Below are 25,607 nucleotides of genomic sequence, written 5' to 3'. Positions count from 1 at the left end.
CTGATTCCTTCAAGACAGCCGGGTCGCTGGTGCGGGAGGGTGTGGGTATGGACATCTTCACCGCAGGTCGGAATTTCGTACGGCGTGAGGCCCGGCTGGTCGAGAACCGGTTGTTCGACACCGTCTTCGCCGGGGCCGACCCGGCAGGCGTGGTCGACGCGTTGCGTGGCTATCAGAACGCGGACGGTGGTTTCGGCCACGGGCTGGAACCGGACAAGCGGACGCCGGACAGCCTCGGACTGGACGTGGAGACCGCCTTCGATGTCCTGCTGGCGGCCGGTGCGCGGGACGAGGTGATGGTCCGGCGGGCGGTCGATTGGCTCGCTTCGGTTGCCACGCCGGAGGGCGCGGTCTCGCTGGCGTCTCCGGTGATCGAGAACTACCCGCGGGCCTCGCACATGAGCGAGTGGACGTACGAGCCCAGCCTGAACCCGACCGCCGGACTGGTCGGACGACTGCACAAGCTCGGCTTCGACCACCCGTGGCGGTCGTTGGCCGGCGCGTGGTGCGCCGCTGAGCTGGAGCGCGGGCTGCCGACCGAGGCGCACTCGCTTCACGAGGCGCTGGAGTTCCTGGAGCACAGCGGCGACGTCGATCTTGATCGGATCCGCGACTGGCTGCCCAAGCTCTCGTACTTCCGGGCTGATGCGGCTGACCCGTCGTACGGGGTGACGCCGCTGCAGTTCGCGCCGACGCCGGACAGCGTGTGGGCCGGCCTCTTCACCGAGGCCCAGCTGGGCGCCCACCTCGACCGTCTGGTCGCCGATCAGCAGTCCGACGGCGGCTGGGCCATCACGTGGGAACCGCCGAGCCAGGCAGCCACGCTTGAGTACCGAGGCATCGTCACCGTCGGCGCCCTCCGGACCCTGAAGGCCTACAACCGCCTGTGACCTTCTGTCGCTAGGCGGATTCGGCCGGGTGTTCTACCTGGCGGTCGCCCCATTGGGTGAGCAGGCCGCGGGCGATCTCCAGGTCTTCGCGGAGGGAGCGGTCGGTGAGGTCGTCGGGGAGGGCGGCCAGGGCGTCGGTCAGCCAGGGGGCGATGGCGGCGGGAGCGAGGTCGTCGGGGGTGAGGCCGGCCAGGCGGATGGCGCGGACGGCGGTGACGAGTTCGCTGGCGATGACCTCGCGGAGGGCGTCCAGCAACTGAGCAGTCAGTACGGCGGCCTGTGGCGCGAAGCTGGCATGGTGTTCGGCGCCGCGCGATAGCGTCGCCGTACCGAGAGTGGCCGGCTGCGCGGAGGAACGGACCGCGGCCAGTGCGTCGTGGGCGACGTACTCGATCATCATGACGCCGGAGCTGGCTTCGGCGCCGCTGGCCAGGAAGCGGCTGAGTCCGGTGAAGTCGGGGTCGACCAGGTTGGCGACGCGGGATGTCGAGAGCGTGGCGACGCTGTGCAGACTGAGGCGGAGCGAGTCGAGCGCGAGCGCGATCGGCATCGCGTGCCAGTTGCCGTTGTGCAGCACGGTGTCGCCGGCCACCAGCGGGTTCTCCGCCGAGGCGTTGATGTCGATGCGCAGACTGTTGCCGAGGGCATCTACATGGTCGACGGCGGGACCGAGCACCTGGGCGAAGGCGCGCAGACCGAACGGATCCTGGATCCGCGCCGGCTTGAGTGGCAGATCATCAAGCAGTCCGCGCATCCGGCGAGCGACGCGCACCTGGCCTGGTTGCGGCCGCGCCTCGTGTACGCGGACGTCGTACACCTCGGCGTTGCCGCGTAGGGCGACATGCGAGAGTGCACCGACCAGCGGTACGACGTTGATCAGCGTGGCGGCCTCGACGTACGCGAGGCAGCATTCGGCCAGCGTGATCGCGTTGCTGGAAAGCAACGGCAGTGCGCTCGTGCCGTCAATGACCGGACCGAGCGCGAGGCCGAGTTCGGCGAGCGGCCCGAGGTCGCCGGTACCGATCGCGCCGCCGCGATGCAGGTCGGGGAGCTCGCCATCGTTCAGGAGGGCAACGATCGCGTCCGCGACCGCCGGCTCGAGACCGGATCCTCCGGAGGCCAGCTGGTTGACCCGGATCAGCAGTCCGAGGCGGATGACGTCCTTAGGGTACGACGTCGTACCGGTCGTGGAGTGGGAGCCGAGCAGACGTGCGCCGTGTTCGGGGTCCGAGGTCAGGACGTCGCGGTTGGCGCCGACGCCGGTCGTGCGCCCGTAGACAGGCCGGTGCCGGGCCACCTCGGCGACCGCCAGGGCCGACTCGTGCATCCGCTTCCGGGCGTCGTCACCCAGTCGCACCGCAGTCCGCCGCTGCGCCAACGCGACGGCCTCCAGCGGCGCCAACCCACCCCCGGACAGTTCCACCGGCTCCATGGCCCCAGTGTGGGACCGCCGGTGTCGTCCCGGTAAGCGCCGCGCCTACGCCGCCGTCTCAAATCCGAGACGCCTGAGCTCCGGCAAAGCGAAAGGGCCCACCCCCGCCCCGGGGTGAGCCCTTGCGCTGCTTGTGGTTACAGCTGGCCGTAGCGCTTCTTGAACTTCTCCACGCGGCCCTGCGTGTCCATCACGCGCTGGTTACCCGTGTAGAACGGGTGACTGGCGGACGAGATCTCCACGTCGACGACGGGATAGGTGTTCCCGTCGGTCCAGACAATGGTCTCGTTGCTCGCGCTGGTCGAACCGGTGAGGAAGCTGAAGTTGCCGGACTTGTCCCGGAAGACGACCCGGCGGTAGTCGGGGTGGATGTCTTTCTTCATGCTGCACTACTTCCTTCCAGATAAGGGGCGAACGGGTCGGTCAGTGGATGAACCGCTTCGTCCGCACGCAGGACACAACCGTCGAGGCGTGCCGTTAATTCCCGGGTGTCGAGGCCGACTCCGGTGATGGACAGGTACGACGCCCGGTCGCCGTACTCGGGGTGCCACTCGAGGGCGGAGCGGGCCTGGTGCTGCTGGCCGACGCCGGCCCAGCGGTCGGCGGGCAGGTCGGCCAGCCAGGGGCCGAGTACGCCGATCGAGATGTTGGTGCCGAAGCTGTCCCAGCTCAGGCGGTTGCGGTGCTGGGTCGCGATCCAGACGGTTCCGCGGCCGCGCGCCGTACCGGTGACCAGGTCCTCGAGCACCTCGTAGAGCCGCTCGGGGTGGAACGGCCGCGCGGACTGCCAGACCAGCGTGCTGACCAGGCCGTCCTCGCGGATTGGTGCAGTAATAGAGCCAGGCTCGGTGCGAGTCTCGGCCGCGTCCGGGTCGTGCAGCCGTACGCCGAGCAGCCCGGCCGGAGTGGTCTGCACTCGCGCCTGCGGGTTGATCGCCTGGATCAGGGCTTTTGCGGTGGCGTCGTCGGCGCTCAGTACGACTGCGTCGGAGTACTCGAGCTGACGCGCGACCACCTCCGCGATCACGCGACCGTCCTCGGCGGCGGTCGCGATTCCGCGGTCGTGGATGAACTGGTCGCCTGTGAGGTCGTCGACCACGGTCGCGGTATCGGCTGCACTGATCACCCCGTCGACGCGCAGCTCGGCCTCGCGGGCGATCTCCTCCGCCAGCGACTGCGTGTCGCCGGCGCCCGGCACCGAGACGATCGCAACGCCGTACCGGTCGACGGCGGCGATGCTGTTCAGCAGCTCCACCAGCGATCCGCGCATCGCGCACGACACACACGGGTGACTCATCCGGATCGTCTCCTGGTCGATCACCCCGGCCGCCGTCCGCGCGGTCCGGACGACCGCGCCGCTGGCCAGGTCGCTCACGTCGTACTCGATCAGGACACCGGTGAGGCCCGCGGCGGCCAGCAGGTTCGCACCCACGGCCCCTCGGAATTCCTCGTCGACACCGGTCAACAGGGTCACCGGCAGCATCCGCGCTCCCACCTTATTGAAAATGATTACCAGTACAAGGTACACTGAGGACCGTACTTGAGGAAAGGAACAGCATGGCCAAGCACAACGAACTCCGGCCGATCGTCAAGCTCCGTAGCACGGCGGGGACCGGCTTCACCTATGTAACGCGGAAGAACCGCCGGAACAATCCCGACCGGCTGGTCATCCGCAAGTACGACCCCCAGCTCCGCCAGCACGTCGACTTCCGCGAAGAGCGCTGATGGCCAAGACCAGCAAGATCGCCAAGAACGAGCAGCGCAAACGCATCGTCGCCCTGTACGCCGACCGCCGCGCCGAGCTGAAGCGCATCATCGCGGCCCCCGCCTCCTCCGCCGAGGAGCGCACGGCCGCCCAGCTCAAGCTCCAGAAGCTCCCCCGCGACGCCAGCCCCATCCGCATCCGTAACCGCGACGCAGCCGACGGCCGCCCCCGCGGCTACCTCCGCAAGGCCGGCATCTCCCGCGTCCGCTTCCGCACCATGGCCCACCGCGGCGAACTCCCCGGCATCACCAAGTCCTCCTGGTAATTCCCGGCGCGCGACGTGGATGCCGCGCACCCCGGGTCCCGACGGCCCTCCGCAAAGCTCAGGTGGCTTCGCGGAGGGCCGTCGTGCGTGTACGGACGGACTGTTAGTAGTCCCCGCTCGGCGACCGCCGCGACCGTCTGCCCGCCTGAGAAGGCACCGAGCGACGTACCTCTAACAGTCCGTCGGTACGCCAATCAGCCGTGCAACCGGCGGGTGAGGGCGTTGGCGGCTTGGCGGAGACGGTGGGCCAGGTGGGGGCGGTCGGACGGGGGTACGGCGTCGGTGCGGAAGGTGACCGAGATGGCGGCGGCGGGGTGGCCGGCGTGGTCGAGGGCTGCGGCGGCCAGGGAGGAGACGCCGGGGGTGATGTGGCCTTCTTCGAAGGCGTAGCCCTGGCGTTTCTCGTCGGCGAGCAGGCGACGGAGCTGGGTGAGGGACTCAGGGCCTTTGTCGGTACGGCGGACGAAGGACTCGGGGGTGGGGAACAGGGCGCGGACCTGGGCCGGGGGGAGTTCGGCGAGGAGGGCGCGGCCGGAGGCGGTGAGGGTGGCGGGGAGGCGGACGCCGACGTCGGTGACGAGGGTGACGGGGCGCGGGGGCTGTTCCTTCAGGAGGTAGACGAGTTCACGGCCGTGCAGGACGCCCAGGTGGGCGGTTTGGCCGATCTCGGCGACCAGTTGGCTGAGCAGTGGGCGGGCGAGGCGTTCGAGCGGATCGTGGCGCAGGTACGCCGAGCCGATCTCGAAGGCGGCGACGCCGAGGCCGTAGCGCTTCTCCTCGGGGAGGTGGACGACGAAGCTCTCGTCCATCATTGCCCGGAGCAAGTGGTACGTCGACGAGCGTGGCAGTCCGACCGCGGAGGCGATGCGCTCCATCGGTACAGGCCCGGGCTGGGTCGCCAGGAACGTCAGTACCCGCAGGGTCCGGGTCGAGGCGGGAACGTTGCCGCTCACAACGGCAGGGTAACCGGCCCGTCTCAGATTCCGGACGATTGCCGAGCGGAATTCTTCGCCGGCTTTCGGCGAAGCCACCAGCGGAACAGCTCACCGGCGACCGCGACGGCGAACAGACCACCCGCGATCGGCCAGTCGAAGTAGTCGTCGCCGGAGAGCAGGAAACCGACCCCGAGCGACACCGCGAGGAAGAACAGCAGGACCAGCGCGGACCGGGTCACAGGGCCTTCTCCGCGGTCCAGGCCGAACCGGCGACCCGGTAGCCGAGCCACTCGTTGACCGCCAGCATCGGCTTGTTGTTCGCGTCGTTCCCAGTGAAGGCGGTGCTCAGACCGGCGTCCCGGGCCCGGCCGAGGGCTACGGATTTCACCAGTTTCGCCAACCCGCGGCCGCGCGCGGCGGGGACAGTGCCGGTCGAGGCCGTCCAGATGACCTTGCGCTCCGGGTCGGCGCTCGTGGTGGTGAACGCGAGGACGGTATCGCCGTCCAGGGCCGCGATGCTCAGATCGCGGCGCAGTTCCGGATGCTGCCAGTCACCGGCGAGCCAGTCTTCGTACGACGGAACGCCGGACAGGCCGCTGGGATCGTCGTCACCCGTGGCCGCAAGCGCCTCCCACAACGAACGCGGGTCCACGGCGTCGAAGTCGGCCACCCGCACCCCCTCCGGAACAGGGGGAGCATCCGGTACGCCGCTCAGATCCGCGGCCGAATGACTCAGCGCACGACCGAGTGCGAACCCACGTCGGACGGCGAACGCCTTCGACGGCTCGTCGTCGTTCACCACGACCAGTACCGATGCCGCGCCCGCGTCGGTCGCGCGCGCGGTTACCCGCTCGGCGAGCGCCGTACCGATGCCGCTGCCGCGGTACGCCGGGACGACCTGCACGGTGATGCGTACTCTCGGCGCCGTTTCGCCGGCCTCCGGGAGGTAGATGTTGCCGTACCCGACGACCTCGGAGCCGGTCACCGCCACCAGTACGACGCGGTTGCGAGCGTTCCGCAGTCCCGCCTCGACGCCTCGCGCGGTCATCACCAGGTGCGGCATCGCCGCCGCCCAGACCGCCGCGATTCCGACCGCATCCTCCGGCACCGCCGTCCGGATCTCGAACACCATGCACACACCGTAATGCCGCCCCAGGTCCACGCCGTCCCCTTTCCCGAGGCGAGCGGCCGGCAGCGATGTCTCAGATTTGAGACGGAACTGGGGTGGGATCGGGTGGCTGTCGGATGCAGTAGGGGGTCCAATGATCGGGTGGAACAGAGCAGCAGCACGGTGATCGTCGGAGTCGGCCCGCTGACCGCGGCCGAGGTCGTGGCAGTGGCCCGGGACGGTGCGCAGGTCCGGATCAGCGACCAGGCACTCGAGGAGATCGCGAAGTCGCGGGCCGTGATCGAGGGTCTGGCGCACGCGGACACGCCGCACTACGGCGTCTCGACCGGGTTCGGGGCGCTCGCGACCAGGCACATCGCCCCCGAACTGCGGGCGCAGCTCCAGCGCAGTCTGGTCCGCTCGCACGCGGCCGGCTCGGGGCCCGAGGTCGAGACCGAGGTCGTCCGGGCGCTCGCGCTGCTCAGGTTGTCGACGCTCGCGACCGGCCGTACCGGGGTCAAGGTCGAGACGGCCCAGGCGTACGCCGGTCTGCTCAACGCCAAGCTGACGCCGGTCGTGCACGAGTACGGCAGCCTCGGCTGCTCTGGCGACCTCGCGCCGCTGAGCCATGTCGCGCTCGCGGTGATGGGCGAAGGTCCGGTCCGTGATGCCGAGGGCAACCTTCGCGACGCCGGTGAGGCGCTGAAAGCTCACGGCCTCCAGCCGGTCGTGCTGGCCGAGAAGGAAGGCCTCGCGCTGATCAACGGCACCGACGGCATGCTCGGCATGCTGGTGCTCGCCCTCGCCGACCTCGACCGGCTGGTCAAGACCGCCGACATCGCCGCCGCGATGAGCGTCGAGGGGCAGCTCGCCACCGACCGCGTCTTCGCCGCCGACCTGCAGGCCCTGCGGCCGCAGCTCGGTCAGGCGGCCGCTGCGGCCAACCTGCGCACGATCCTGACCGACAGCGGCATCGTGGCCAGCCACCGCGGCCCCGATTGCAACCGCGTCCAGGACGCCTACTCACTACGCTGCTCACCCCAGGTTCACGGCGCTGTCCGCGATACCGCAGCCCATGCCGCGACCATCGCCGACCGCGAACTCGCTGCCGCGATCGACAACCCCGTCGTACTGGCTGATGGCCGGGTCGAGTCCAACGGTAACTTCCACGGTGCCCCGGTCGGTTACGTCCTCGACTTCCTCGCGATCGCGGTGGCGGACCTCGCCAGCATCAGCGAACGCCGTACCGATCGCTTCCTCGATGTCGCCCGCAACCACGGGCTGAACGCCTTCCTGGCCGCGGATCCCGGCGTCGACAGCGGGCACATGATCGCGCAGTACACCCAGGCCGCGATCGTCTCCGAGCTGAAGCGGCTCGCCGTACCGGCCAGCGTCGACTCGATCCCGAGCAGCGCGATGCAGGAGGACCACGTCTCGATGGGCTGGTCGGCCGCTCGCAAGCTGCGCAAGGCGATCGACGGGCTCCAGCGGGTGCTCGCGATCGAGATCCTGACCGCCGCCCGCGCCCTCGACCTGCGCGCTCCGCTCACACCGTCCCCGGCGACTGCCGCCGTCCGCGATGCGTTGCGCGCGTACGTCGAGGGCCCGGGCACCGACCGTCATCTCGCCCCCGAGATCGAGCACTCCGTCCAGCTCGTTGCCAATGGCACCTACCTGGAAACCGCCGAGGCCGTCACCGGCCCGCTGAACTGAAAGGCTGGATCACCCATGTCCGGACCCCGTCCTGTGCGCGCTCCTCGCGGTACGACGCTGACCGCCCGCGGCTGGCAGCAGGAAGCCGCGCTGCGGATGCTGCAGAACAACCTCGACCCCGAGGTCGCCGAGCACCCCGACGAACTGGTCGTGTACGGCGGTTCCGGCAAGGCGGCCCGGGACTGGAACTCGTTCGACGCGATGGTCCGGACGCTGACCACGCTGAAGGACGACGAGACGATGCTGGTCCAGTCGGGCCGGCCGGTCGGCGTCATGCAGACCCACGAGTGGGCGCCGCGGGTGCTGATCGCGAACTCGAACCTGGTCGGCGACTGGGCCACCTGGGAGGAGTTCCGCAAGCTCGAGGCGATGGGCCTGACCATGTACGGCCAGATGACGGCCGGCTCGTGGATCTACATCGGCACCCAGGGAATCCTGCAGGGCACCTACGAGACCTTCGGTGCGGTGGCCGAGAAGAAGTTCGGCGGCACGCTGGCCGGGACGGTCACACTGACCGCGGGACTCGGCGGTATGGGCGGCGCGCAGCCGCTGGCCGTCACGATGAACGACGGCGTCGCGATCTGCATCGATGTCGACTCCACCCGGATCGACCGGCGGATCGAGCACCGCTACCTCGACGTACGGGCGTCTTCTGTGGACGAGGCGCTCCAGCTTGCGGAGGAAGCGAAGAAGGCGCGGAAGCCGCTCTCGATCGGGGTCCTCGGCAACGCGGCCACGATCGTCCCGGACCTGCTGCAGCGCGGCGCGCCGATCGACATCGTCACCGACCAGACCTCGGCGCACGACCCGTTGATGTACCTCCCGGTGGGGATCGACTTCGACGACTGGGTGACCGCCCGGGAGAAGGATCCGGCGGGCTTCACCGAGCGCGCGCAGGAGTCGATGGCGCGGCACGTCGAGGCGATGGTCGGCTTCCAGGATGCCGGCTCGGAGGTGTTCGACTACGGCAACTCGATCCGCGACGAGGCCCGGAAGGCCGGGTACGCGCGCGCCTTCGAGTTCCCCGGGTTCGTCCCGGCGTACATCCGGCCGCTGTTCTGTGAGGGCAAGGGCCCGTTCCGGTGGGCGGCGCTGTCGGGGAACCCGGCGGACATCGCCAAGACCGATCAGGCGATCCTTGATCTGTTCCCGGACAACGAGCACCTGACCCGCTGGATCAAGATGGCCGGTGAGCGGGTCGCGTTCCAGGGCCTGCCGGCGCGCATCTGCTGGTTGGGTCAGGGCGAGCGGGACAAGGCCGGGGTGCGGTTCAACGACATGGTGGCTTCGGGTGAACTCGAGGCGCCGATCGTGATCGGCCGGGACCACCTGGACACCGGCAGCGTGGCCTCGCCGTACCGCGAGACCGAAGGAATGCTCGACGGCTCGGACGCGATCGCGGACTGGCCGTTGCTGAACGCGATGGTGAACGTTTCGTCCGGCGCGTCCTGGGTGTCGATCCACCACGGCGGCGGCGTCGGCATCGGCCGGTCCATCCACGCCGGTCAGGTATCGGTTGCCGATGGCACCGACCTCGCCCGGCAGAAGCTGGAGCGGGTGCTCACCAACGACCCGGGCATGGGCGTGATCCGCCATGTCGACGCCGGGTACGACCGGGCCGCCGAGGTGGCGGCCGAGCGTGGGGTCCGGATCCCGATGCAGGAGTCCTGACCACCGGCTGCGACCGGACAAATCCCTATCGTTATGGTGCACTTTCCCGCGGGCCCGGATTACCGCGGATCGAGTGGAATCGTCGGCTCGGTCCGCTAGGGTCGTTCGGGCGACCGACGACAAGCGCGAAGGGGCGCCATGATCGAGTTCTCCGACGTCACCAAGAGGTATCCGGACGGCACCGTCGCCGTCGACAACCTCTCCCTGCGGATCCCCAGCAACGAGATCACCGTGTTCGTCGGCCCGTCCGGCTGCGGCAAGACCACGTCGCTGCGGATGATCAACCGCACCATCGAGCGGACCAGCGGCACGATCTCGATCGATGGTGAGGACATCAACAGCAAGGACCCCGTCGCGCTGCGGCGGGGAATCGGCTACGTGATCCAGAACGCCGGCCTGTTCCCGCACAAGACGGTGGTGGAGAACGTCGCCACCGTGCCGAAGCTGCTCGGCTGGGACAAGCGCAAGGCGCGGACCACGGCGATGGAGCTGCTCGAGCGGGTCGGGCTCGACCTGAAGCTCGCCGAGCGGTACCCGGCCCAGCTGTCCGGGGGCCAGCAGCAACGAGTCGGCGTGGCCAGGGCGCTCGCGGCCGACCCGCTGGTGATGCTGATGGACGAGCCGTTCAGCGCTGTCGACCCGATCGTGCGCAACCAGCTGCAGGAGGAGTTGCTGCGGCTGCAACGCGACATCGGCAAGACGATCGTGTTCGTCACGCATGACATCGACGAGGCGATCAAGCTCGGTGACAACGTCGCCGTACTGCGCGTCGGCGGCAAGCTGGCGCAGTTCGGTCCGCCGGCGGAGCTGCTCGCCAACCCGGTCGACGACTTCGTCGAGAGCTTCATCGGCAAGGACCGCGGTTACCGCGCGCTGACGTTCGTCACCGCCGACGAGTTGCGGCTGGCCGACGTACCGGCGGAGTTGACCGTGGCCGCGGACGGCTCGCCGGTCGGCTGGGCGAACGGTTCTGCCGAGCTCGCGCCGGTCGGTGCCACCTTCCAGCGCGGTGACTCACTGCGTGCCGCGCTCGACGCCGTACTGACCTCGCCGGTCGGCAAGGGCGTCTGCGTCGACGAGTCCGGCAAGGCCGTCGGCGTGATCGAGTACGCCGCCTTGTCCGAGGCGTTCCGCCCATGAGTTGGGTCGGCGACAACTCGGCGCTGATCTGGGAACAGCTGCGCGAGCACCTTTATCTGGCGCTCATCCCGATGCTGCTCGGGCTGCTCATCTCGCTGCCTCTCGGGTACGTCGCGACGCGGTACAGCTGGTTGGCGAACCCGCTGGTGGCGCTCGGCGGCGTGCTGTACTCGCTGCCGTCGATCGCGTTGTTCATCGTGCTGCCGGCCATCCTCGGGACGCAGATCCTGTCACCGGTCAACATCATCGTCGCGCTGACCATCTACGCGGTCTCGCTGCTGATCCGGAACGTGATCGACGGACTCCGTTCCGTGCCGGAGGAAGTGCTGCAGGCCGCAGTGTCGGTGGGCTATGGAACCCTGCGAAGAGTGCTGACCATCGACCTGCCGATCGCGATCCCGGTGATCTTCGCCGGCCTGCGCGTCGTCACGGTCGCGAACATCTCGATGGTCAGTGTCGGCGCGATCATCGGCATCGGCGGGCTGGGTGAGCTGTTCACCACCGGCTTCCAGCAGGACTTCCTGACCCCGATCGTGGTCGGCGTCGTGCTCTCGCTGGCACTCGCGCTGCTGTGCGACATCGCGCTGGTCGGGTTGCAGCGGCTGCTGACACCGTGGGCCAGGGCGGTCGCCCCGATCAAGGAGGCGATCGCATGATCCAGGGCCTCTTCGACTTCTTCGGTGACTCGGTCAACTGGTCGGGTTCCGAAGGCATCCCCGCTCGCCTGCTCGAGCACCTGCTCTACACGTTCCTGTCGCTGCTGATCGCCGCGGTGATCGCGTTCCCGATCGGCCTGCTGATCGGGCACACCCGGCGCGGCGCGTTCGTCGCGATCAACACCGTGAACGCGTGGCGCGCGCTGCCGACGCTCGGTCTGCTGACGCTGATCGTGCTGCTGATCGGCATCGGCCAGGTGCCGGTGATCATCGCGCTGGTCGTGCTCGGCATCCCGCCGATCCTCGCGTCGACGTACGCCGGAGTCTCGGGCGTCGACCGCAACACGATCGACGCGGCCCGCGGGATGGGGATGACCGGGCGCGAGATCCTCACCAAGGTGGAGATCCCGATCGCGCTGCCGCTGATCATTTCCGGGCTCCGCAGCGCGACCCTGCAGATCGTCTCGACCGCGACGGTCGCGGCGTACGTCGCTCTCGGCGGTCTCGGGCGGTACGTCATCGACGGGCTCGGCGTGCGGGACTTCCCGCAGATGCTGGCGGGCGCCGTACTGGTGGCTGTGCTCGCGATCGTGCTCGACCTCGCCTTCGCCCTGGTCGGGCGGTACGCGGTCTCGGCCGGACTCACCGGCCGGCTGCGGAAGAACGTCAACACCTCGACGGCGCCGGCACCGGCCGGCGCGAACTGAGAACGGACCCTGGAGGATCCCGTGTTCAGAAGAACCTTCATCCGCAGTGCCATCGCCGCATCGGCGGTCTTCGCCCTCGCGGCCTGCGGAGGCGGTAACGGCGGCGACCCGCTGGCCGGTGGTGGCGACGCCGGCGGCGGTGACGCCCCGGCCAAGGTCGACTCGATCACGGTCGGCTCGGCGAACTTCGCCGAGAGCCAGGTGCTCGCCGAGATCTACGGCCAGGCGCTCGAGGCCAAGGGCATCAAGGTGACCAAGAAGCTCAACATCGGCGCCCGTGAGGTCTACATGGCCGCCATCCAGGACAAGTCGATCGACCTGCTCCCGGAGTACACCGGCGCGACGCTGGTCTACTTCAAGAAGGACGCGACGGAGAACGAGGCCGAGGCCGTCTACAAGGCGATCCCGGGCGTGCTCCCGAAGGGCCTCGAGGTGCTGGACAAGTCGCCGGCCGCCGACGAGGACGCCATCGTCGTCACCAAGGCGACCGCCGACAAGTACAACCTGAAGTCGATCGCCGACCTCAAGGCCGTCGGCAAGGACCTGGTCGCCGGCGGCGGTCCCGAGTTCAAGACCCGCAAGGCGGGCGTGGCCGGCATGAAGGAGGTGTACGGCGTCGAGTTCAAGGAGTTCAAGTCGCTCGACCCGGGCGGCCCGCTGAGCCTCAAGGCCCTGCTGGACAACACCGTGCAGGTCACCCAGTTCTTCACCACGCAGTCCGTGATCAAGGACAACAACCTGGTCGTGCTGGAGGACCCGCAGCACATCCACCTGCCGAACAACATCGTTCCGCTGATCCGGACCGACCACAAGAGCCCTGACGTCGCGTCCACCCTGAACGCGGTCCAGGCCAAGCTCACCACCGAAGGCCTGACGGATCTCGTCAAGCGCATCGACAGCGGCAAGGAGAGCGCCGACGCGGTGGCCAAGGACTGGCTGTCGAAGAACCCGCTGTCTTGAGTTTCGAACAACTGTGGGCGGACCAGTCCGCCATCGGGCGAGACGCCGGCACCGGCGGCTACACCCGAGGCGGCTGGACCCCGTCCGAACGTGAAGCCACTGATTGGTTCCTGGATCAGTGCGCCACCCGCGACCTGACGGTGGAATCGGACGGCATCGGCAACCTCATCGCCTGGTGGGACCCGCGGGGGACTGACCTTGGCCATCCACCTTCCGGTCGGGGGGTCGTGACCGGTAGTCATCTTGACTCGGTGATCGACGGCGGTGCTTTTGACGGGCCGCTGGGAGTGGTGTCGGCTCTGGCGGCTGTTGATTTGCTGCGGGCTCAGGGCTTCTCGCCTTCGGTGCCTCTTGGGGTCGGCGCGTTCGTGGAAGAGGAGGGCTCCCGGTTCGGGATGCCTTGCCTCGGATCACGTGTTGCTGCTGGGGTTCTGCCTGCTGAGAAGGCGTTGGCGTTGACCGACCGGCAGGGTGTCTCGCTGGCCGCGGCGCTCGAGGCGGCGGGGACCGACCCGGCCGGAGTCGGACCTTCGCCTTTCCTGGACCGGATGGGGACGTTCGTCGAGCTGCATGTCGAGCAGGGACGCGGACTGACCGCACCTGTCGGCGTGGCGAGTTCGATCTGGCCGCACGGGCGGTACCGGTTCACGTTCGAGGGTGAGGCGAACCATGCCGGCACCACGCTGATGGAGGACCGGCACGATCCGATGCTCACCTACGCGATGACCGCGCTGGCCGCGAACAAGCAGGCCCGGCTCGCCGGTGCGCGCGCCACGTTCGGGAGGCTGTCGGTCGAGCCGAACGGGACGAACGCCGTACCGTCGCGGGTGATCGCCTGGCTGGATGCCCGTGCCGCGGACACCGCCACGCTGGAGTCGTTGCTCGCGGCAATCACTCGGCAGGCGGTCGAGCGGGCCGAACGCGACGGTACGACGGTGGCCGTCATACCGGAGTCGGTGTCGCCTGTCGTCGACTTCCCGGCCGGCCTGCGGGACCGGCTGGTCGGCGTACTGGATGGTGCGCCGGTGCTGCCGACCGGGGCCGGGCATGACGCTGGGGTCTTCTCGGCGGCTGGAATTCCGACCGCCATGCTGTTCGTCCGGAACCCGACCGGCATCTCGCACTCACCGGCCGAGTTCGCCGAAGAGGACGACTGTCTGGCCGGCGTCGAGGCGCTGGCCGCCGTACTGAAGGATCTTGCGCAGTGACGTCGTACTGGTGCTCGACCGCACTCCTGCCCACCGGCGTCGCATCGGACGTCCTGGTGACGGTTTTGGATGGACGCATCACTGCAGTGGACGCCGATGCCGAGCCGGGGAACGCTGTGCGGCTGGAGGGCCTCGTGATCCCGGGGCTGGCGAACTGCCACAGCCACGCCTTCCACCGAGCGCTCCGCGGCCGGACGCAGACCGAGCGCGGCACGTTCTGGACCTGGCGCGAGCAGATGTACGCCGTTGCGTCCGCGCTCACGCCGGATTCGTACTACAACCTTGCCCGCGCCGTGTACGGCGAGATGCTGCTCGCGGGGATCACCGCGGTCGGCGAGTTCCACTACCTGCACCACGCGCCGGGCGGCCGCCGGTACGACGATCCGAACGCGATGGGCGCCGCGCTGATCGCCGCCGCGCGTGATGTCGGGCTGCGGATCACGCTGCTCGACACCTGCTACCTCGCGGGTGGGATCGATCAGCCTTTGAGTGAGGTTCAGCAGCGCTTCAGCGACGGCGACGCCGCGTCCTGGGCCGTGCGGGTCGCGGCGCTGAAGGGTTCGGACGACGTGGTGATCGGTGCCGCCGCGCACTCGGTCCGCGGTGTTCCGCAGGCTCAGCTCGGGGCGGTCGCCTCCGCGTTTCCCGACGTACCGCTGCACATTCATCTGTCCGAGCAGGTCGCCGAGAACGCGGCCTGCGTCGAGGCCTACGGGCGTACGCCGTCGCAGGTGCTCGACGAGGTCGGCTTCCTGAGCGGACGCACCTCAGCCGTGCACGCGACCCACCTGACTCCGGTGGATGTGGGTCTGCTGGGTAGCTCCGCGACGTACTCGTGCTTTTGTCCGACCACCGAGCGAGACCTGGCCGACGGCATCGGCCCGTCCGTGGCGCTTCGCGATGCCGGGTCGCGGCTGACGCTGGGCTCGGACAGTCACGCGGTGATCGACCTGTTCGAGGAGATGCGCGCGGTCGAGCTCAACGAGCGGTTGGCCTCGCAGGAGCGCGGCCACTGGTCGGCGCCCGAGCTCTTCACCGCCGCAACCGCCGACGGTCACCGCTCCATCGGCTTTCCTGACGCCGGTGTCATCGAGGTCGGTGCTCGGGCCGATCTAGTCGCCGTACGGCTGGACAGCATCCGTACGGCGGGCACCGGCGGAACCGTCGAGACCGCAGTCTTCGCAGCCTCGGCGGCCGACGTGACCGACGTGGTCGTCGACGGCCGTCATTTGGTTGCTGGAGGCAATCACGTGAGTATGGATGTGCCCGCCGAGCTGGCTGCCTCGATCGGAGCGGTGACCCCATGACTTCTCTTCTCGTGACGGGTATCGGTTCGCTGGTGACCAACGATCCGTCGCAGGGCGGGCTGCTCGGCGAGATCCTCGATGCAGCGCTCGTGATCGAGGGCAGCAAGGTCGCGTGGACCGGCCGTCGTGCTGATGCACCCGCCGCCGACAACGCGATCGACGTCGGCGGCCGGGCCGTGATCCCGGGGTTCGTCGACTCGCATTCGCACCTCGTCTTCGCCGGTGACCGGGCCGAGGAGTTCACGGCGCGGATGACCGGTACGCCGTACTCGGCGGGTGGGATCCGGACCACCGTCGCGGCGACGCGGCAGGCGACCGACGAGCAGCTGACGGCGAACGTCGCGCGACTGGTCACCGAGATGCGGCGGCAGGGCACGACGACTGTCGAGATCAAGTCCGGTTACGGGCTGACGGTCGCGGACGAGGCTCGGGCGCTGGAGATCGCGCGGCAGTTCACCGACGAGACGACGTACTTGGGTGCGCACGTCGTACCGGCTGACTATGCCGACGACCCGGCCGGCTACGTCGACCTGGTCACCGGGCCGATGCTCGACGCCGTGGCCGGTCACGCGAAGTGGATCGACGTGTTCGTCGAGCGCGGCGCCTTCGATGAGGACCAGGCCCGCACGATCCTGCAGGCCGGCATCGCCCGCGGCCTCCAACCGCGCGTCCACGCCAACCAGCTCGGCGAAGGCCCCGGCGTCCAACTCGCCTGCGAGCTCGGCGCCGCCGCCGCCGACCACTGCACGTACCTCACCGACGCCGACATCGACGCCCTCGCCCAGACCGGCGTCGTGGCCGGCCTGCTCCCGGCGATCGAGTTCTCCACCAGATCGCCGTACCCGAACGCCCGCCGCCTCATCGACGCCGGTGTCACCGTAGCCCTCGCCACCGACTGCAACCCCGGCTCCGGCTACTCCTCCTCCATCCCCTTCTGCATCGCCCTCGCCGTCCGCGACATGCACATGACCCCGGCCGAGGCCCTCTGGTCCGCCACCCGCGCCGGCGCCACCGCCCTCCGCCGTACCGACGTAGGCCACCTCACCCCCGGCGCCCAAGCCAACCTCGCCATCCTCGACGCCCCCACCTACCTACACCTCGCCTACCGCCCCGGCGTCCCGCTCGTCGCCCAGACGTACGTGGGTGGCCGGCCGGTGTAGAGGAAGGTCCGCAAAACCATGTGCGCGTCCTGCCACGCATCAGCCACCCTTGATCGTATGGACATCCAAGGGCGGTTGAAGGTGGCGTTTCGGTGGCGGAGCGACCGGGGGGCTTGAAGTTGGTCGGCTGATGTCACCGGGTGGTGGCGGGATGCCGGGTTGTTGCGGGATGTCGGGCCGGCGTTGGCCGACCTGTACGGCGAGGTGCCGACGGTGATCGTGGGGCCGGTGTCGCGGGGGTCGCTGGTCGGGGCGGTGACGGCGATGTCGCTCGGGGTCGGGTTCGTGGAGATCCGGAAGAACCAGGCGCAGGCGATGGACAGCGATCGATGGGTACGGCGGATCGCGGGGCCGGACTATCGCGATCGGCAGCTCGAGTTCGGGTTCCGGCGGGCGCTGGTCCGGCCGGAGGATCGGGTGCTGATGGTGGACGACTGGGCGCAGACCGGGATGACCGCTCGGGTCGCGCGGGAACTGGTGGCCGACTGCGGGGCGCGGTGGATCGGGGCGGCGTGCATCGTGGACGGGTTGACGGATCCGCGGTTGCGGCACGATCTGCCGCTCAGGGCGCTGCTGGACGTGCGGCAGCTGTAGGCGAGCGGCCTGCCGCCCCACAACGGCGGCAGGCCGAGCGGCGGCGAGCCGAGGGGGGCGGGCCGCTGGGCTAGGCGGGGAGGTCCTTGGCGAGGAGAGTCGTCGTGCCGCCGTTGGGGCTCGGGTGGGTGGCCACCTCGCTGTAGCCGCGGGCGGTGTGGAAGCCGAGGCCGACGGGGTCGTCGGAGCGGACTCGGGTGACGACCCGGGTGAAGGGTTTGGCGGCGCGTTCGATGGCGCGGTAGACGGTGGAGGCGACGCCCTCGCGGCGGCGCTCGGCGTCGACGACGATGCGGTCGACGAACAGGAACTGGTCGCCGTACGTCGAGGCGAACCAGCCGAACTCTAGCCCGTCGTACGCCGAGCCCGGGGTGAAGGTGAGGACGAAGCCGATCGGGCGGCCGTCGTCCTCGACCACCACGGCGTGGGCCGCGATCAGCCGGAGCCAGTCGAGACGGTCGAGACCGAGCGGGTCGACCAGTCCGGCCGCGGTGGTGTTGAGGGCGAGCACCGAGGCGTAATCGGCAGGGACCAGTGGGCGGAGTTTCACCGCGTCAGCGTCCCACGGAAAACGCCTTCCCCGGGAGGGGTGACCCTGGTGGAACCCCGGGACCGACCCCGAAATCGGCGACCGCCCTTGGGAATGACCCAGGGCGTGTGCAATGTTGAGTCAAGTGAACTCAAGTTTGTTCAGTCACGGATTTGAATACCGAGCGACCGAACGGCAACATTGAGTCTGTATCACTCAACTCGTGGAGGTAACAGCATGGCCCGCGCGGTCGGTATCGATCTCGGTACGACGAACTCCGTCATCGCCGTACTGGAAGGTGGCGAGCCCACCGTCATCCCCAACGCCGAGGGAGCGCGTACGACGCCCTCGGTCGTGGCCTTCGCCAAGAACGGCGAGGTCCTGGTCGGCGAGGTGGCCAAGCGCCAGGCCACCACGAACGTCGACCGCACCATCCGCTCGGTCAAGCGCCACATGGGCGAGGACTGGAGCGTGGACATCGACGGGAAGAAGTTCAACCCGCAGCAGATCAGCGCCTTCGTGCTGCAGAAGCTGAAGCGGGACGCCGAGGCGTACCTCGGGGAGCAGGTCACGGACGCGGTCATCACCGTGCCGGCCTACTTCTCCGACGCGCAGCGCCAGGCGACCAAGGAGGCCGGCGAGATCGCGGGCCTGAAGGTGCACCGGATCGTCAACGAGCCGACCGCCGCGGCGCTGGCCTACGGTCTCGACAAGGGCACCGAGCAGACCATCCTGGTCTTCGACCTCGGTGGCGGCACGTTCGACGTGTCGCTGCTGGAGATCGGCGACGGCGTCTTCGAGGTGAAGGCGACCAGCGGTGACAACCACCTCGGTGGTGACGACTGGGACGCGCGGATCGTGCAGTGGCTGGTGACCCAGTTCAAGAACAAGAACGGCACCGACCTGTCCGGCGACAAGATGGCCATGCAGCGGCTCACCGAGGCCGCCGAGAAGGCCAAGATCGAGCTGTCGTCGGCCGCCGAGACCAGCATCCACCTGCCGTACCTGAGCCTGACCGACTCCGGCCCGCTGCATCTGGAGGAGAAGCTCTCCCGGGCCGAGTTCCAGAAGCTCACCGCCGACCTGCTCGAGCGCGCCCGCGCGCCGTTCAAGGCCGTCATCAAGGACGCCGGCGTGGACGTGTCGAAGGTCGACCACGTCATCCTCGTCGGTGGCTCCACCCGGATGCCCGCCGTGGCCGAGCTGGTCAAGGAGCTGACCGGTGGCAAGGACCCGAACAAGGGTGTGAACCCGGACGAGGTCGTCGCCGTCGGCGCCTCCCTGCAGGCCGGTGTGCTGAAGGGTGAGGTCAAGGACGTCCTGCTGCTCGACGTGACCCCGCTGAGCCTCGGTATCGAGACCAAGGGCGGCGTCTTCACCAAGATCATCGAGCGGAACACGACGATCCCGACCAAGGGTTCGGAGATCTTCACCACCGCCGAGGACAACCAGCCGTCGGTGATGATCCAGGTCTACCAGGGTGAGCGCGAGATGGCCCGCGACAACAAGTCGCTCGGCAACTTCGAGCTGACCGGCCTGCCGCCGGCGCCGCGCAACGTGCCGCAGATCGAGGTCACCTTCGACATCGACGCGAACGGCATCGTGCACGTCAACGCCAAGGACCTGGCCACCGGCAAGGAGCAGCGGATGACGGTGACCGGTGGCTCCGCGCTGCCGAAGACCGACATCGACCAGATGGTCCGCGACGCCGAGCAGTACGCCGAGGAGGACCGCAAGCGCCGCGAGGCGGTCGAGGCCCGCAACCAGGCCGAGGGCTTGGTCTACCAGACCGAGAAGTTCCTGTCCGAGAACGAGGACAAGATCCCGGACGACGTGAAGACCGAGGTCAAGGACGGCGTGGCCGAGCTGAAGAAGGCGCTCGAGGGCACCGACGACGACGCGATCAAGGCGGCGTCGGAGAAGCTCGGGCAGTCCAGCCAGAAGATGGGCGCCGCGATGTACGCGAACGCCCAGGCCGCGGGTGGCTCCGAGGACGGCGCGCCGGCCGATGGCGCCACCGACGCGAACAACGACGACGATGTCGTCGACGCGGAGATCGTGGACGAGGACCGGCCGCAGGACAAGAAGGCGGAGGACAAGTGACGGATCGACCCTCAGGCAGCGAGTTCGGTGACGGTGACCCCGTCATCCGCGACAAGCGCCGGATCGACCCGGAGACCGGAGAGCCGCGGGAGTCTTCAGAGTCAGCTGAGGGGACTTCCGCGGAGGTTCCGGACGACGTGTCGTCGCTGACCGGTCCGTCGGCTCAGGAGGCACTGCTCACCGAGGCGCTATCGGAGCGTACGGCGGACCTGCAGCGACTGCAGGCGGAGTACGTGAACTACAAGCGCCGGGTGGACCGGGACCGGGAGGCGAGCCGCGAGCTCGTCATCGGCTCGGTGCTGACCGAGCTGCTCGGAATCCTGGACGACATCGGCCGGGCCCGCGAGGCGGGTGAGCTCGAGGGCGCGTTCAAGGCGGTCGCGGAATCGCTGGAGCGGGTCACCGAGAAGCTCGGCCTGCAGAAGTTCGGCGAGCCGGGGGACGCTTTCGACCCGCGGATCCACGAGGCGCTGTTGCACAACTACTCCGACGAGGTCGACGGCCCGACCGCGACCATGGTGATGCAGCCGGGCTACCGGCACGGCGAGCGGATCCTGCGGGCGGCCCGGGTGGCCGTCTCGGAGCCGACCGAGCAACTGCCGGACACGAAGGCAGAGAGCACAACCGATGACGACGCGGAAAAATCCGCCGAGTAACGACGGGAGGGGAGACGCCGGATGAGCACGAAGGACTGGATCGAGAAGGACTTCTACAAGGTTCTCGGCGTCTCCAAGACCGCCGAACAGGACGAGATCAAGAAGTCCTATCGCAAGCTGGCGCGGAAGTACCACCCGGACTCCAATCAGGGTGACGCTTCCGCGGAGGCGAAGTTCAAGGAGGTCTCCGAGGCGTACGACGTCGTCGGGGACGCCAAGAAGCGCAAGGAGTACGACGAGGCGCGGCGGCTGTTCGGCAGCGGCGGCTTCCGGATGCCGGGCGGTGGTCAGCAGGGCGGCGGCGGGTTCAACTTCGACGTCGGCGACCTGTTCAACCGTGGCGGCAGCGGTGGCGCGGCCGGTGCCGGTGGTGGGCTGGGCGACATCCTCGGCGGCATGTTCGGCGGTGGCGGCCGTTCGTCGACCAGTACGACGACGGCGCGGCCGCGGCGCGGGCAGGACATCGAGACCGAGGCGACGATCGAGTTCGCCGAGGCCGTGAACGGTGTCACCGTCGCGCTGCGGATGACCAGCGACGAGCCGTGCAAGACCTGCCGCGGTACCGGAGCGAAGTACGGGACGGTGCCGAAGGTCTGCCTGAAGTGCGAAGGCACGGGCATGCAGACCTCGGTCCAGGGCGGCGTGTTCGCCATGACCGAGCCGTGCACCGAGTGCAAGGGACGCGGTCTGGTCGTCGACCAGCCGTGCGAGACCTGCCACGGCTCCGGCCGCGGCCAGTCGAGCCGGACCATGCAGGTCCGGATCCCGGCCGGTGTCCAGGACAACCAGCGGATCCGGCTCAAGGGCAAGGGCGCGGCCGGCGAGCGGGGTGGCCCCGCGGGCGACCTCTACGTCACCGTGCACGTCACGCCGCACCGGATCTTCGGCCGGCAGGGCGAGCACCTGACGCTGAACGTCCCGGTGAGCTTCACCGAGGCGGCCCTCGGCGCCGAGATCAAGGTGCCGACGCTGGACGGGTTGCCGGTCACGGTCCGGATCCCGGCCGGTACGGCGAACGGCAGCAAGCTCCGGGTCCGGGGCAAGGGCTCGGTCCGCCGGGACGGCAGCAAGGGCGACCTGCTGCTCACCCTGGAGGTCCAGGTCCCGCACGAGCTGACCGACGAGCAGCGCACCAAGCTGCAGGAGTTCAGTTCGGCCGCGGACCAGCCGGATCTGCGGGCTGGGTTGTTCGGGAGCGCGTGATGGGCATCCCGTTCAACCAGGTGCCGACCTGGGACGACCGCACCCCGATCTACGTGATCTCGGTGGCGGCCCAGCTGGCCGGCATGCATCCGCAGACCCTGCGGCAGTACGACCGGCTCGGCCTCGTGGTGCCGAGCCGGGCGTCCGGCCGCGGCCGCCGCTATTCGGCGTACGACGTCGCCCGCCTGCGGTACGTGCAGCATCTGTCGCAGGAGGAGGGTGTCAACCTCGCGGGAATTCGGCACATCCTCGCGCTACAGTCTGAAGTAGAGGATCTGCGTTCCCGGGTGAACCAGCTCCTGGCAGAGGTCCAGCGCGGTGTCGGCGTTTCTCAACGCAGCACCTCCAGCCGGGTCTTCTCGGCCGGTCCCGCCGGCGACGTGATCGCCATGGGCCGCCAGCAGACCACGACGCGCTGGATCCGCACCCAGCCGCTGGAGCTCGGATCGCGCTGATCCGCCAGCGTGACAACTGAACTACCGGAGCGTCCTCGAACCCCACCCCTCGGGGCCTCCGGATCCGGTGGAGACCGTCGATCCCCCTCGACGTCTCCACAGCCGGAGTCGCACCCTCCCCCGGGTGTCTTCGGCCCCCGCGGGGTGGTCCGTAGTTCCGGGCCACCCTGCGGCTTCTTCTCCTGATCTGCTGGCGGAGCGACGTACGCTGGCAAGGTGACGCTGAGCCTGCAGACGGACCGGCTGTTGATCCGGGACTGGCACGAAGACGACGCCGAAGCCGCGCTGGAGATCTACGGTTCGCCCGAGGTGGCACCGTGGCTCTCGCCGGCCATTGACCAGGTCACCGACGTGACGACCATGAGGATGATCCTGACCGCCTGGATCGAGGCGCAGCCGAACTTCGTCGTTCCGGCCGGCCGCTGGGCCGTTGTCCGTCGGGAGGACAACCAGGTGATCGGCGGGTTGCTGATCCGCCTGCTGCCGCCGTACGAGGAGGATCTCGAGATCGGCTGGCAGCTGCGGCCGTCGGCCTGGGGCAACGGCTTCGCCACTGAGGCGAGCAAAGCGTTGATGGACTGGGCGTTCAAGACCGGCGAGGTCGACGAACTGTTCGCCGTCGCGCGCCCCAACAACAAGCGCGCGATCGGTGCTGCCCGTCGGCTCGGTATGGAGTGGGTCGGCGAGACAGACAAGTACTACGACCTCAATCTGCAGGTCTATCGCGTCCGTGCCTCGGAGTTCACCGCCTGACTGGTCAGGCCGAAGGTGATCAGGGCCAGAGCGCAGAGCAGGTACGAGTCCGCGACCAGCGTTTGCGGGCCGCTGTAGTCGAATTCGCGGTCGCCGCCGAAGGGCAGCCAGCGCGGTAGCCCGGCCAGGAACACCGCGATCCACAAGGCGGAGAACGCCGTACGCGCGGAGAACAGCTTGCCGCGGTGATGCCAGGCGAGGGCGGCCGCGGGCAGTGCCCAGACCCAGTGGTTCGTCCACGAGATCGGCGAGACCGCGAGGCCGGTGAACGCGGTGACCACGACTGCCTCGAAACCCAGACCGCGCTCGTGCAGGCGGCGCGCGACGGACAGACCGGCGACGGTGACGATCATTGCTGGGAGCAACCACAGTGGCCCGGAGACGGGTGAGTTCTCGGTGATCCGGACGATCGCGCCACGGATCGACTGGTTGCTGATGTAGTGCGGCGGACCCACTCGGCCTGGATCGAAGATGTACTTCGTCCAGAAGTCGATCGTCGAGTTCGGTGCGACCAGGAACGCGAAGATCATGGTGAGAGCCGTTGTGACGCTCGCAACCAGCGCCTCGCGGTACCGCTTGGTGATCAGCAGGAACACGATGAAGAGGCCCGGTGTCAGTTTGATGCCGGTGGCAACACCGACCAGGATGCCGCGGTAGCGCCGCGGGATCAGTCCGAGCAGATCCACCATCAGCATGGCCAGCAGGACGACGTTGATCTGACCGAGCCGGAAGGTCGACTGCACCGGCTCGAACAGCAAGCCCGCAAAGGCGAACAGTACGCCGGCCATCGGCGACCAGCGCAGCTTCTTCGCGATCGCCCAGCCGATCACCAGCAACGCCACTGCCGATGCGAGGGTGATCAGCGTGCGGGCGAACGGCAGCCCGATCGCGAACGGCGAGAACACCATCGCGGCGAACGGCGGATAGGTGAAGCCCAGCCCGATGTCGGGGTAGTAGGTGAGGTGCGAGGTGTAGATGTCCTGCCCGTGCACCAGTCCACGGGCGGCCGCGTAGTAGATCCCGAGGTCGTCCATCCGGGCACTCCATGGGTGCCAGCGCAGGAGGCAGACCACCGGCAGAATCGTTGCTGCGAGCACCAACAACCTGCGGCCCGAGAACACGTACGCGGCGGCACCGAGCAGGACAGCCGCGCAGATCGCATAGGAGTTACCGAGATACAGCTGGAAGCCGTGGTGATGCAGCTCTCGGTCATCCATGTACGGCGCCAGCCACGGCAGGCCGATCCCGAAGGTGAGAGTCGTCAGTACAGCCAGCGCGATACGGCACATCGTCGTGGCGCGCGTCCAGAGCAGCGCGCAGGCCGGGAGTGCCCACACCCAGTGAGCCGTCCACGAGATCGGCGAGACAAGCAGTCCGATCGCCGCCGTCAGCAGGATCGATTCCACGCGATACCCGCGGTCGTAGGCCCGCCGTACCGTGAGGAAGCCGAGGACCATGGTGATGGCGACTGCGAGCGTCCACACCGGACCGAGGCCCTGCGGACCGCCGGACAGCCGGTCGATGACCCCGCGCCACGCCTGGTTGGACACCAGGGTGCTCGAGCCGGGGCGAGTCGGATCCAAGATGTACTTGGTCCAGAAGTCCACTGTGGCGCTCGGCATCGCCATGAAACCGACCAGCAGTGTCGCGGCAGTCGCCATCGAAGCTGTGATCGCCTCGCGATACCTGCGCGTCACCAGCAAGTAGATGATGAAGATGCCCGGCGTCAGTTTGATCCCGGTCGCGATGCCGATCAGCGCGCCCCGAAAGCGCCGCGGCAGGTGCCCGAACAGATCGACCATCAGGAGCGCGAGCAGCATCAGGTTGATCTGGCCGTAGTGGAACGTCATCCGGACCGGCTCCAGCGCCAGCCCGGCGGCGGCCAGGCCGATTCCCGCTGCCACGACCCGGTACGTCGACCAGCGCGGCCGCACCGCCCGCAGCGTGACCCAGCCGATCGTGAGCAGCGAGACGGCGGAGAGCGCGCTCATCACGAACCGGCCGACGCCCGCGCTCAGCACTCCCAAGGGCGAGAAGAGCAAGGCGGCGAACGGCGGGTACGTGAACCCGAGCAGGCTCGGGTCCCCCGCATGAGCGGTGTAGATGTCCCGTCCTGCCAAGAAGGCCTTCGCCGCGACGACGTACACCTGGAGGTCGTAGGGGTCGTCGGTAGGCGGCCAGATCGCCACGCACAGGGCCACGAACGCCGCGGCGGCCAGGCTCAGAACGAGGATCGGAGGCCGGGCAATTCTGTTGCCGGGAGCCCCTTCAACGGCGGGGCGAACGGGACTGATCGTCATGCTTTCGACGATCCCGGCGCGACCCCCGCCGCCACATCGCCGCCAGGTACCGACCGTGGTCGCCGGTCGGGATGACTCGCCACGCCCGGGTGTCACT

26 protein-coding genes are annotated in these 25,607 nt (G+C 68.9%); 18 read left to right on the top strand and 8 right to left on the bottom strand.

The window, feature by feature from the left end:
• The first annotated feature begins 47 nt into the window (after positions 1 to 47).
• Positions 48 to 890, top strand: a complete 843-nt coding sequence (locus tag ABZS29_RS08660) for a hypothetical protein (protein WP_355459871.1) — start codon at positions 48 to 50, stop codon at positions 888 to 890.
• Between the two features lie 10 nt (positions 891 to 900).
• Here the strand turns inward: ABZS29_RS08660 and ABZS29_RS08655 are convergent, their stop codons facing one another.
• The 3 genes from ABZS29_RS08655 to ABZS29_RS08645 all read right to left on the bottom strand — a co-directional run bounded on the left by ABZS29_RS08655 (position 901) and on the right by ABZS29_RS08645 (position 3,805).
• Positions 901 to 2,322, bottom strand: a complete 1,422-nt coding sequence (locus tag ABZS29_RS08655; protein ID WP_355459869.1) for an aromatic amino acid lyase — start codon at positions 2,320 to 2,322, stop codon at positions 901 to 903.
• Between the two features lie 137 nt (positions 2,323 to 2,459).
• The gene (locus tag ABZS29_RS08650; protein ID WP_355459867.1) at positions 2,460 to 2,705 is read right to left on the bottom strand and encodes a type B 50S ribosomal protein L31; all 246 of its coding nucleotides are present in this window, start codon (positions 2,703 to 2,705) and stop codon (positions 2,460 to 2,462) included.
• Positions 2,702 to 3,805 (bottom strand): GTP-binding protein, encoded by a 1,104-nt coding sequence (locus ABZS29_RS08645; protein WP_355459866.1) that lies wholly within the window; start codon positions 3,803 to 3,805, stop codon positions 2,702 to 2,704. The genes ABZS29_RS08650 and ABZS29_RS08645 overlap by 4 nt, the downstream gene beginning before the upstream one ends.
• A 74-nt stretch (positions 3,806 to 3,879) precedes the next feature.
• Between ABZS29_RS08645 and rpmG the strand changes: the two genes are divergently transcribed.
• Complete coding sequence (rpmG, locus tag ABZS29_RS08640; RefSeq protein WP_355459865.1) at positions 3,880 to 4,047, top strand: 50S ribosomal protein L33; 168 nt, start codon at positions 3,880 to 3,882, stop codon at positions 4,045 to 4,047.
• Positions 4,047 to 4,352, top strand: a complete 306-nt coding sequence (rpsN, locus tag ABZS29_RS08635; RefSeq protein ID WP_355459863.1) for a 30S ribosomal protein S14 — start codon at positions 4,047 to 4,049, stop codon at positions 4,350 to 4,352. The genes rpmG and rpsN overlap by 1 nt, the downstream gene beginning before the upstream one ends.
• A gap of 194 nt (positions 4,353 to 4,546) precedes the next feature.
• Here the strand turns inward: rpsN and ABZS29_RS08630 are convergent, their stop codons facing one another.
• The 3 genes from ABZS29_RS08630 to ABZS29_RS08620 are packed head-to-tail and all read right to left on the bottom strand — an operon-like array spanning position 4,547 to position 6,419.
• Positions 4,547 to 5,305 carry an IclR family transcriptional regulator gene (locus ABZS29_RS08630; RefSeq protein WP_355459861.1) on the bottom strand — a complete coding sequence of 253 codons (759 nt, stop codon included), beginning with the start codon at positions 5,303 to 5,305 and terminating at the stop codon, positions 4,547 to 4,549.
• A gap of 23 nt (positions 5,306 to 5,328) precedes the next feature.
• Entirely contained in the window at positions 5,329 to 5,526 is a 198-nt protein-coding gene (locus ABZS29_RS08625; protein WP_355459859.1) for a hypothetical protein, read from the bottom strand.
• Positions 5,523 to 6,419, bottom strand: coding sequence for a GNAT family N-acetyltransferase (locus ABZS29_RS08620; protein WP_355459857.1), 897 nt, complete (start codon positions 6,417 to 6,419; stop codon positions 5,523 to 5,525). Before ABZS29_RS08620 ends, ABZS29_RS08625 begins: the two co-directional genes overlap by 4 nt.
• Before the next feature lie 138 nt (positions 6,420 to 6,557).
• On the opposite strand from ABZS29_RS08620, the gene hutH reads away from it, so the two are divergent.
• The 10 genes from hutH (at position 6,558) to ABZS29_RS08570 (ending at position 17,511) form a co-directional block, all read left to right on the top strand.
• The gene (gene hutH / locus ABZS29_RS08615) at positions 6,558 to 8,108 is read left to right on the top strand and encodes a histidine ammonia-lyase (protein WP_355459855.1); all 1,551 of its coding nucleotides are present in this window, start codon (positions 6,558 to 6,560) and stop codon (positions 8,106 to 8,108) included.
• Between the two features lie 15 nt (positions 8,109 to 8,123).
• Positions 8,124 to 9,779, top strand: a complete 1,656-nt coding sequence (gene hutU, locus ABZS29_RS08610; protein WP_355459853.1) for a urocanate hydratase — start codon at positions 8,124 to 8,126, stop codon at positions 9,777 to 9,779.
• 138 nt (positions 9,780 to 9,917) lie between these two features.
• Positions 9,918 to 10,919 carry an ABC transporter ATP-binding protein gene (locus ABZS29_RS08605; RefSeq protein ID WP_355459851.1) on the top strand — a complete coding sequence of 334 codons (1,002 nt, stop codon included), beginning with the start codon at positions 9,918 to 9,920 and terminating at the stop codon, positions 10,917 to 10,919.
• Positions 10,916 to 11,575 (top strand): ABC transporter permease subunit, encoded by a 660-nt coding sequence (locus tag ABZS29_RS08600; RefSeq protein ID WP_355459849.1) that lies wholly within the window; start codon positions 10,916 to 10,918, stop codon positions 11,573 to 11,575. Before ABZS29_RS08605 ends, ABZS29_RS08600 begins: the two co-directional genes overlap by 4 nt.
• The gene (locus ABZS29_RS08595; RefSeq protein ID WP_355459848.1) at positions 11,572 to 12,282 is read left to right on the top strand and encodes an ABC transporter permease; all 711 of its coding nucleotides are present in this window, start codon (positions 11,572 to 11,574) and stop codon (positions 12,280 to 12,282) included. Before ABZS29_RS08600 ends, ABZS29_RS08595 begins: the two co-directional genes overlap by 4 nt.
• A gap of 21 nt (positions 12,283 to 12,303) precedes the next feature.
• Positions 12,304 to 13,242 carry an ABC transporter substrate-binding protein gene (locus tag ABZS29_RS08590; protein ID WP_355459847.1) on the top strand — a complete coding sequence of 313 codons (939 nt, stop codon included), beginning with the start codon at positions 12,304 to 12,306 and terminating at the stop codon, positions 13,240 to 13,242.
• Positions 13,239 to 14,450, top strand: coding sequence for an allantoate amidohydrolase (locus ABZS29_RS08585; RefSeq protein ID WP_355459845.1), 1,212 nt, complete (start codon positions 13,239 to 13,241; stop codon positions 14,448 to 14,450). The genes ABZS29_RS08590 and ABZS29_RS08585 overlap by 4 nt, the downstream gene beginning before the upstream one ends.
• Complete coding sequence (locus ABZS29_RS08580; protein ID WP_355459843.1) at positions 14,447 to 15,757, top strand: formimidoylglutamate deiminase; 1,311 nt, start codon at positions 14,447 to 14,449, stop codon at positions 15,755 to 15,757. Before ABZS29_RS08585 ends, ABZS29_RS08580 begins: the two co-directional genes overlap by 4 nt.
• Entirely contained in the window at positions 15,754 to 16,917 is a 1,164-nt protein-coding gene (hutI, locus tag ABZS29_RS08575) for an imidazolonepropionase (protein ID WP_355459841.1), read from the top strand. Before ABZS29_RS08580 ends, hutI begins: the two co-directional genes overlap by 4 nt.
• Before the next feature lie 159 nt (positions 16,918 to 17,076).
• Positions 17,077 to 17,511, top strand: coding sequence for a phosphoribosyltransferase family protein (locus ABZS29_RS08570; RefSeq protein WP_355459840.1), 435 nt, complete (start codon positions 17,077 to 17,079; stop codon positions 17,509 to 17,511).
• A gap of 70 nt (positions 17,512 to 17,581) precedes the next feature.
• On the opposite strand, the gene ABZS29_RS08565 is transcribed toward ABZS29_RS08570, so the two are convergent.
• Positions 17,582 to 18,061: a GNAT family N-acetyltransferase gene (locus ABZS29_RS08565; protein ID WP_355459838.1), complete on the bottom strand. Its 480-nt coding sequence runs from the start codon at positions 18,059 to 18,061 to the stop codon at positions 17,582 to 17,584.
• 216 nt (positions 18,062 to 18,277) lie between these two features.
• On the opposite strand from ABZS29_RS08565, the gene dnaK reads away from it, so the two are divergent.
• From dnaK to ABZS29_RS08540, 5 genes are all read left to right on the top strand, one after another.
• The gene (gene dnaK / locus ABZS29_RS08560) at positions 18,278 to 20,143 is read left to right on the top strand and encodes a molecular chaperone DnaK (RefSeq protein WP_355459836.1); all 1,866 of its coding nucleotides are present in this window, start codon (positions 18,278 to 18,280) and stop codon (positions 20,141 to 20,143) included.
• Positions 20,140 to 20,799, top strand: coding sequence for a nucleotide exchange factor GrpE (gene grpE / locus ABZS29_RS08555; RefSeq protein WP_355459834.1), 660 nt, complete (start codon positions 20,140 to 20,142; stop codon positions 20,797 to 20,799). The genes dnaK and grpE overlap by 4 nt, the downstream gene beginning before the upstream one ends.
• A gap of 21 nt (positions 20,800 to 20,820) precedes the next feature.
• A complete protein-coding gene (dnaJ, locus tag ABZS29_RS08550; RefSeq protein ID WP_355459832.1) occupies positions 20,821 to 22,002 on the top strand; it encodes a molecular chaperone DnaJ in 1,182 nt (393 codons plus the stop codon).
• Positions 22,002 to 22,457, top strand: coding sequence for a helix-turn-helix transcriptional regulator (locus tag ABZS29_RS08545; protein ID WP_355459830.1), 456 nt, complete (start codon positions 22,002 to 22,004; stop codon positions 22,455 to 22,457). The genes dnaJ and ABZS29_RS08545 overlap by 1 nt, the downstream gene beginning before the upstream one ends.
• A 216-nt stretch (positions 22,458 to 22,673) precedes the next feature.
• Positions 22,674 to 23,210: a GNAT family N-acetyltransferase gene (locus ABZS29_RS08540; RefSeq protein WP_355459828.1), complete on the top strand. Its 537-nt coding sequence runs from the start codon at positions 22,674 to 22,676 to the stop codon at positions 23,208 to 23,210.
• On the opposite strand, the gene ABZS29_RS08535 is transcribed toward ABZS29_RS08540, so the two are convergent.
• Complete coding sequence (locus tag ABZS29_RS08535) at positions 23,177 to 25,510, bottom strand: glycosyltransferase 87 family protein (protein ID WP_355459826.1); 2,334 nt, start codon at positions 25,508 to 25,510, stop codon at positions 23,177 to 23,179. The two genes, ABZS29_RS08540 and ABZS29_RS08535, sit on opposite strands and share 34 nt — an antisense overlap.
• Between the last annotated feature and the right edge of the window lie 97 nt (positions 25,511 to 25,607).

It is taken from the genome of Kribbella sp. NPDC005582, from assembly GCF_040605415.1.
Classification (GTDB): domain Bacteria; phylum Actinomycetota; class Actinomycetes; order Propionibacteriales; family Kribbellaceae; genus Kribbella.
Note: the sequence above shows the minus strand (reverse complement) of the source record. Positions and strands in the feature narration are given on the sequence as shown.

What these genes read in the sequence shown, in the direction of transcription:
- rpmG (WP_355459865.1), top strand. Translation starts at nt 3,880, where the DNA reads ATGGCCAAGCACAACGAACTCCGGCCGATCGTCAAGCTCCGTAGCACG.
- rpsN (WP_355459863.1), top strand. Translation starts at nt 4,047, where the DNA reads ATGGCCAAGACCAGCAAGATCGCCAAGAACGAGCAGCGCAAACGCATC.
- hutI (WP_355459841.1), top strand. Translation starts at nt 15,754, where the DNA reads ATGACTTCTCTTCTCGTGACGGGTATCGGTTCGCTGGTGACCAACGAT.
- ABZS29_RS08650 (WP_355459867.1), bottom strand. Translation starts at nt 2,705, where the DNA reads ATGAAGAAAGACATCCACCCCGACTACCGCCGGGTCGTCTTCCGGGAC.
- ABZS29_RS08660 (WP_355459871.1), top strand. Translation starts at nt 48, where the DNA reads ATGGACATCTTCACCGCAGGTCGGAATTTCGTACGGCGTGAGGCCCGG.
- ABZS29_RS08605 (WP_355459851.1), top strand. Translation starts at nt 9,918, where the DNA reads ATGATCGAGTTCTCCGACGTCACCAAGAGGTATCCGGACGGCACCGTC.
- ABZS29_RS08600 (WP_355459849.1), top strand. Translation starts at nt 10,916, where the DNA reads ATGAGTTGGGTCGGCGACAACTCGGCGCTGATCTGGGAACAGCTGCGC.
- dnaJ (WP_355459832.1), top strand. Translation starts at nt 20,821, where the DNA reads ATGAGCACGAAGGACTGGATCGAGAAGGACTTCTACAAGGTTCTCGGC.
- ABZS29_RS08620 (WP_355459857.1), bottom strand. Translation starts at nt 6,419, where the DNA reads ATGGTGTTCGAGATCCGGACGGCGGTGCCGGAGGATGCGGTCGGAATC.
- ABZS29_RS08655 (WP_355459869.1), bottom strand. Translation starts at nt 2,322, where the DNA reads ATGGAGCCGGTGGAACTGTCCGGGGGTGGGTTGGCGCCGCTGGAGGCC.
- ABZS29_RS08595 (WP_355459848.1), top strand. Translation starts at nt 11,572, where the DNA reads ATGATCCAGGGCCTCTTCGACTTCTTCGGTGACTCGGTCAACTGGTCG.
- dnaK (WP_355459836.1), top strand. Translation starts at nt 18,278, where the DNA reads ATGGCCCGCGCGGTCGGTATCGATCTCGGTACGACGAACTCCGTCATC.
- hutU (WP_355459853.1), top strand. Translation starts at nt 8,124, where the DNA reads ATGTCCGGACCCCGTCCTGTGCGCGCTCCTCGCGGTACGACGCTGACC.
- ABZS29_RS08645 (WP_355459866.1), bottom strand. Translation starts at nt 3,805, where the DNA reads ATGCTGCCGGTGACCCTGTTGACCGGTGTCGACGAGGAATTCCGAGGG.
- ABZS29_RS08535 (WP_355459826.1), bottom strand. Translation starts at nt 25,510, where the DNA reads ATGACGATCAGTCCCGTTCGCCCCGCCGTTGAAGGGGCTCCCGGCAAC.
- ABZS29_RS08545 (WP_355459830.1), top strand. Translation starts at nt 22,002, where the DNA reads ATGGGCATCCCGTTCAACCAGGTGCCGACCTGGGACGACCGCACCCCG.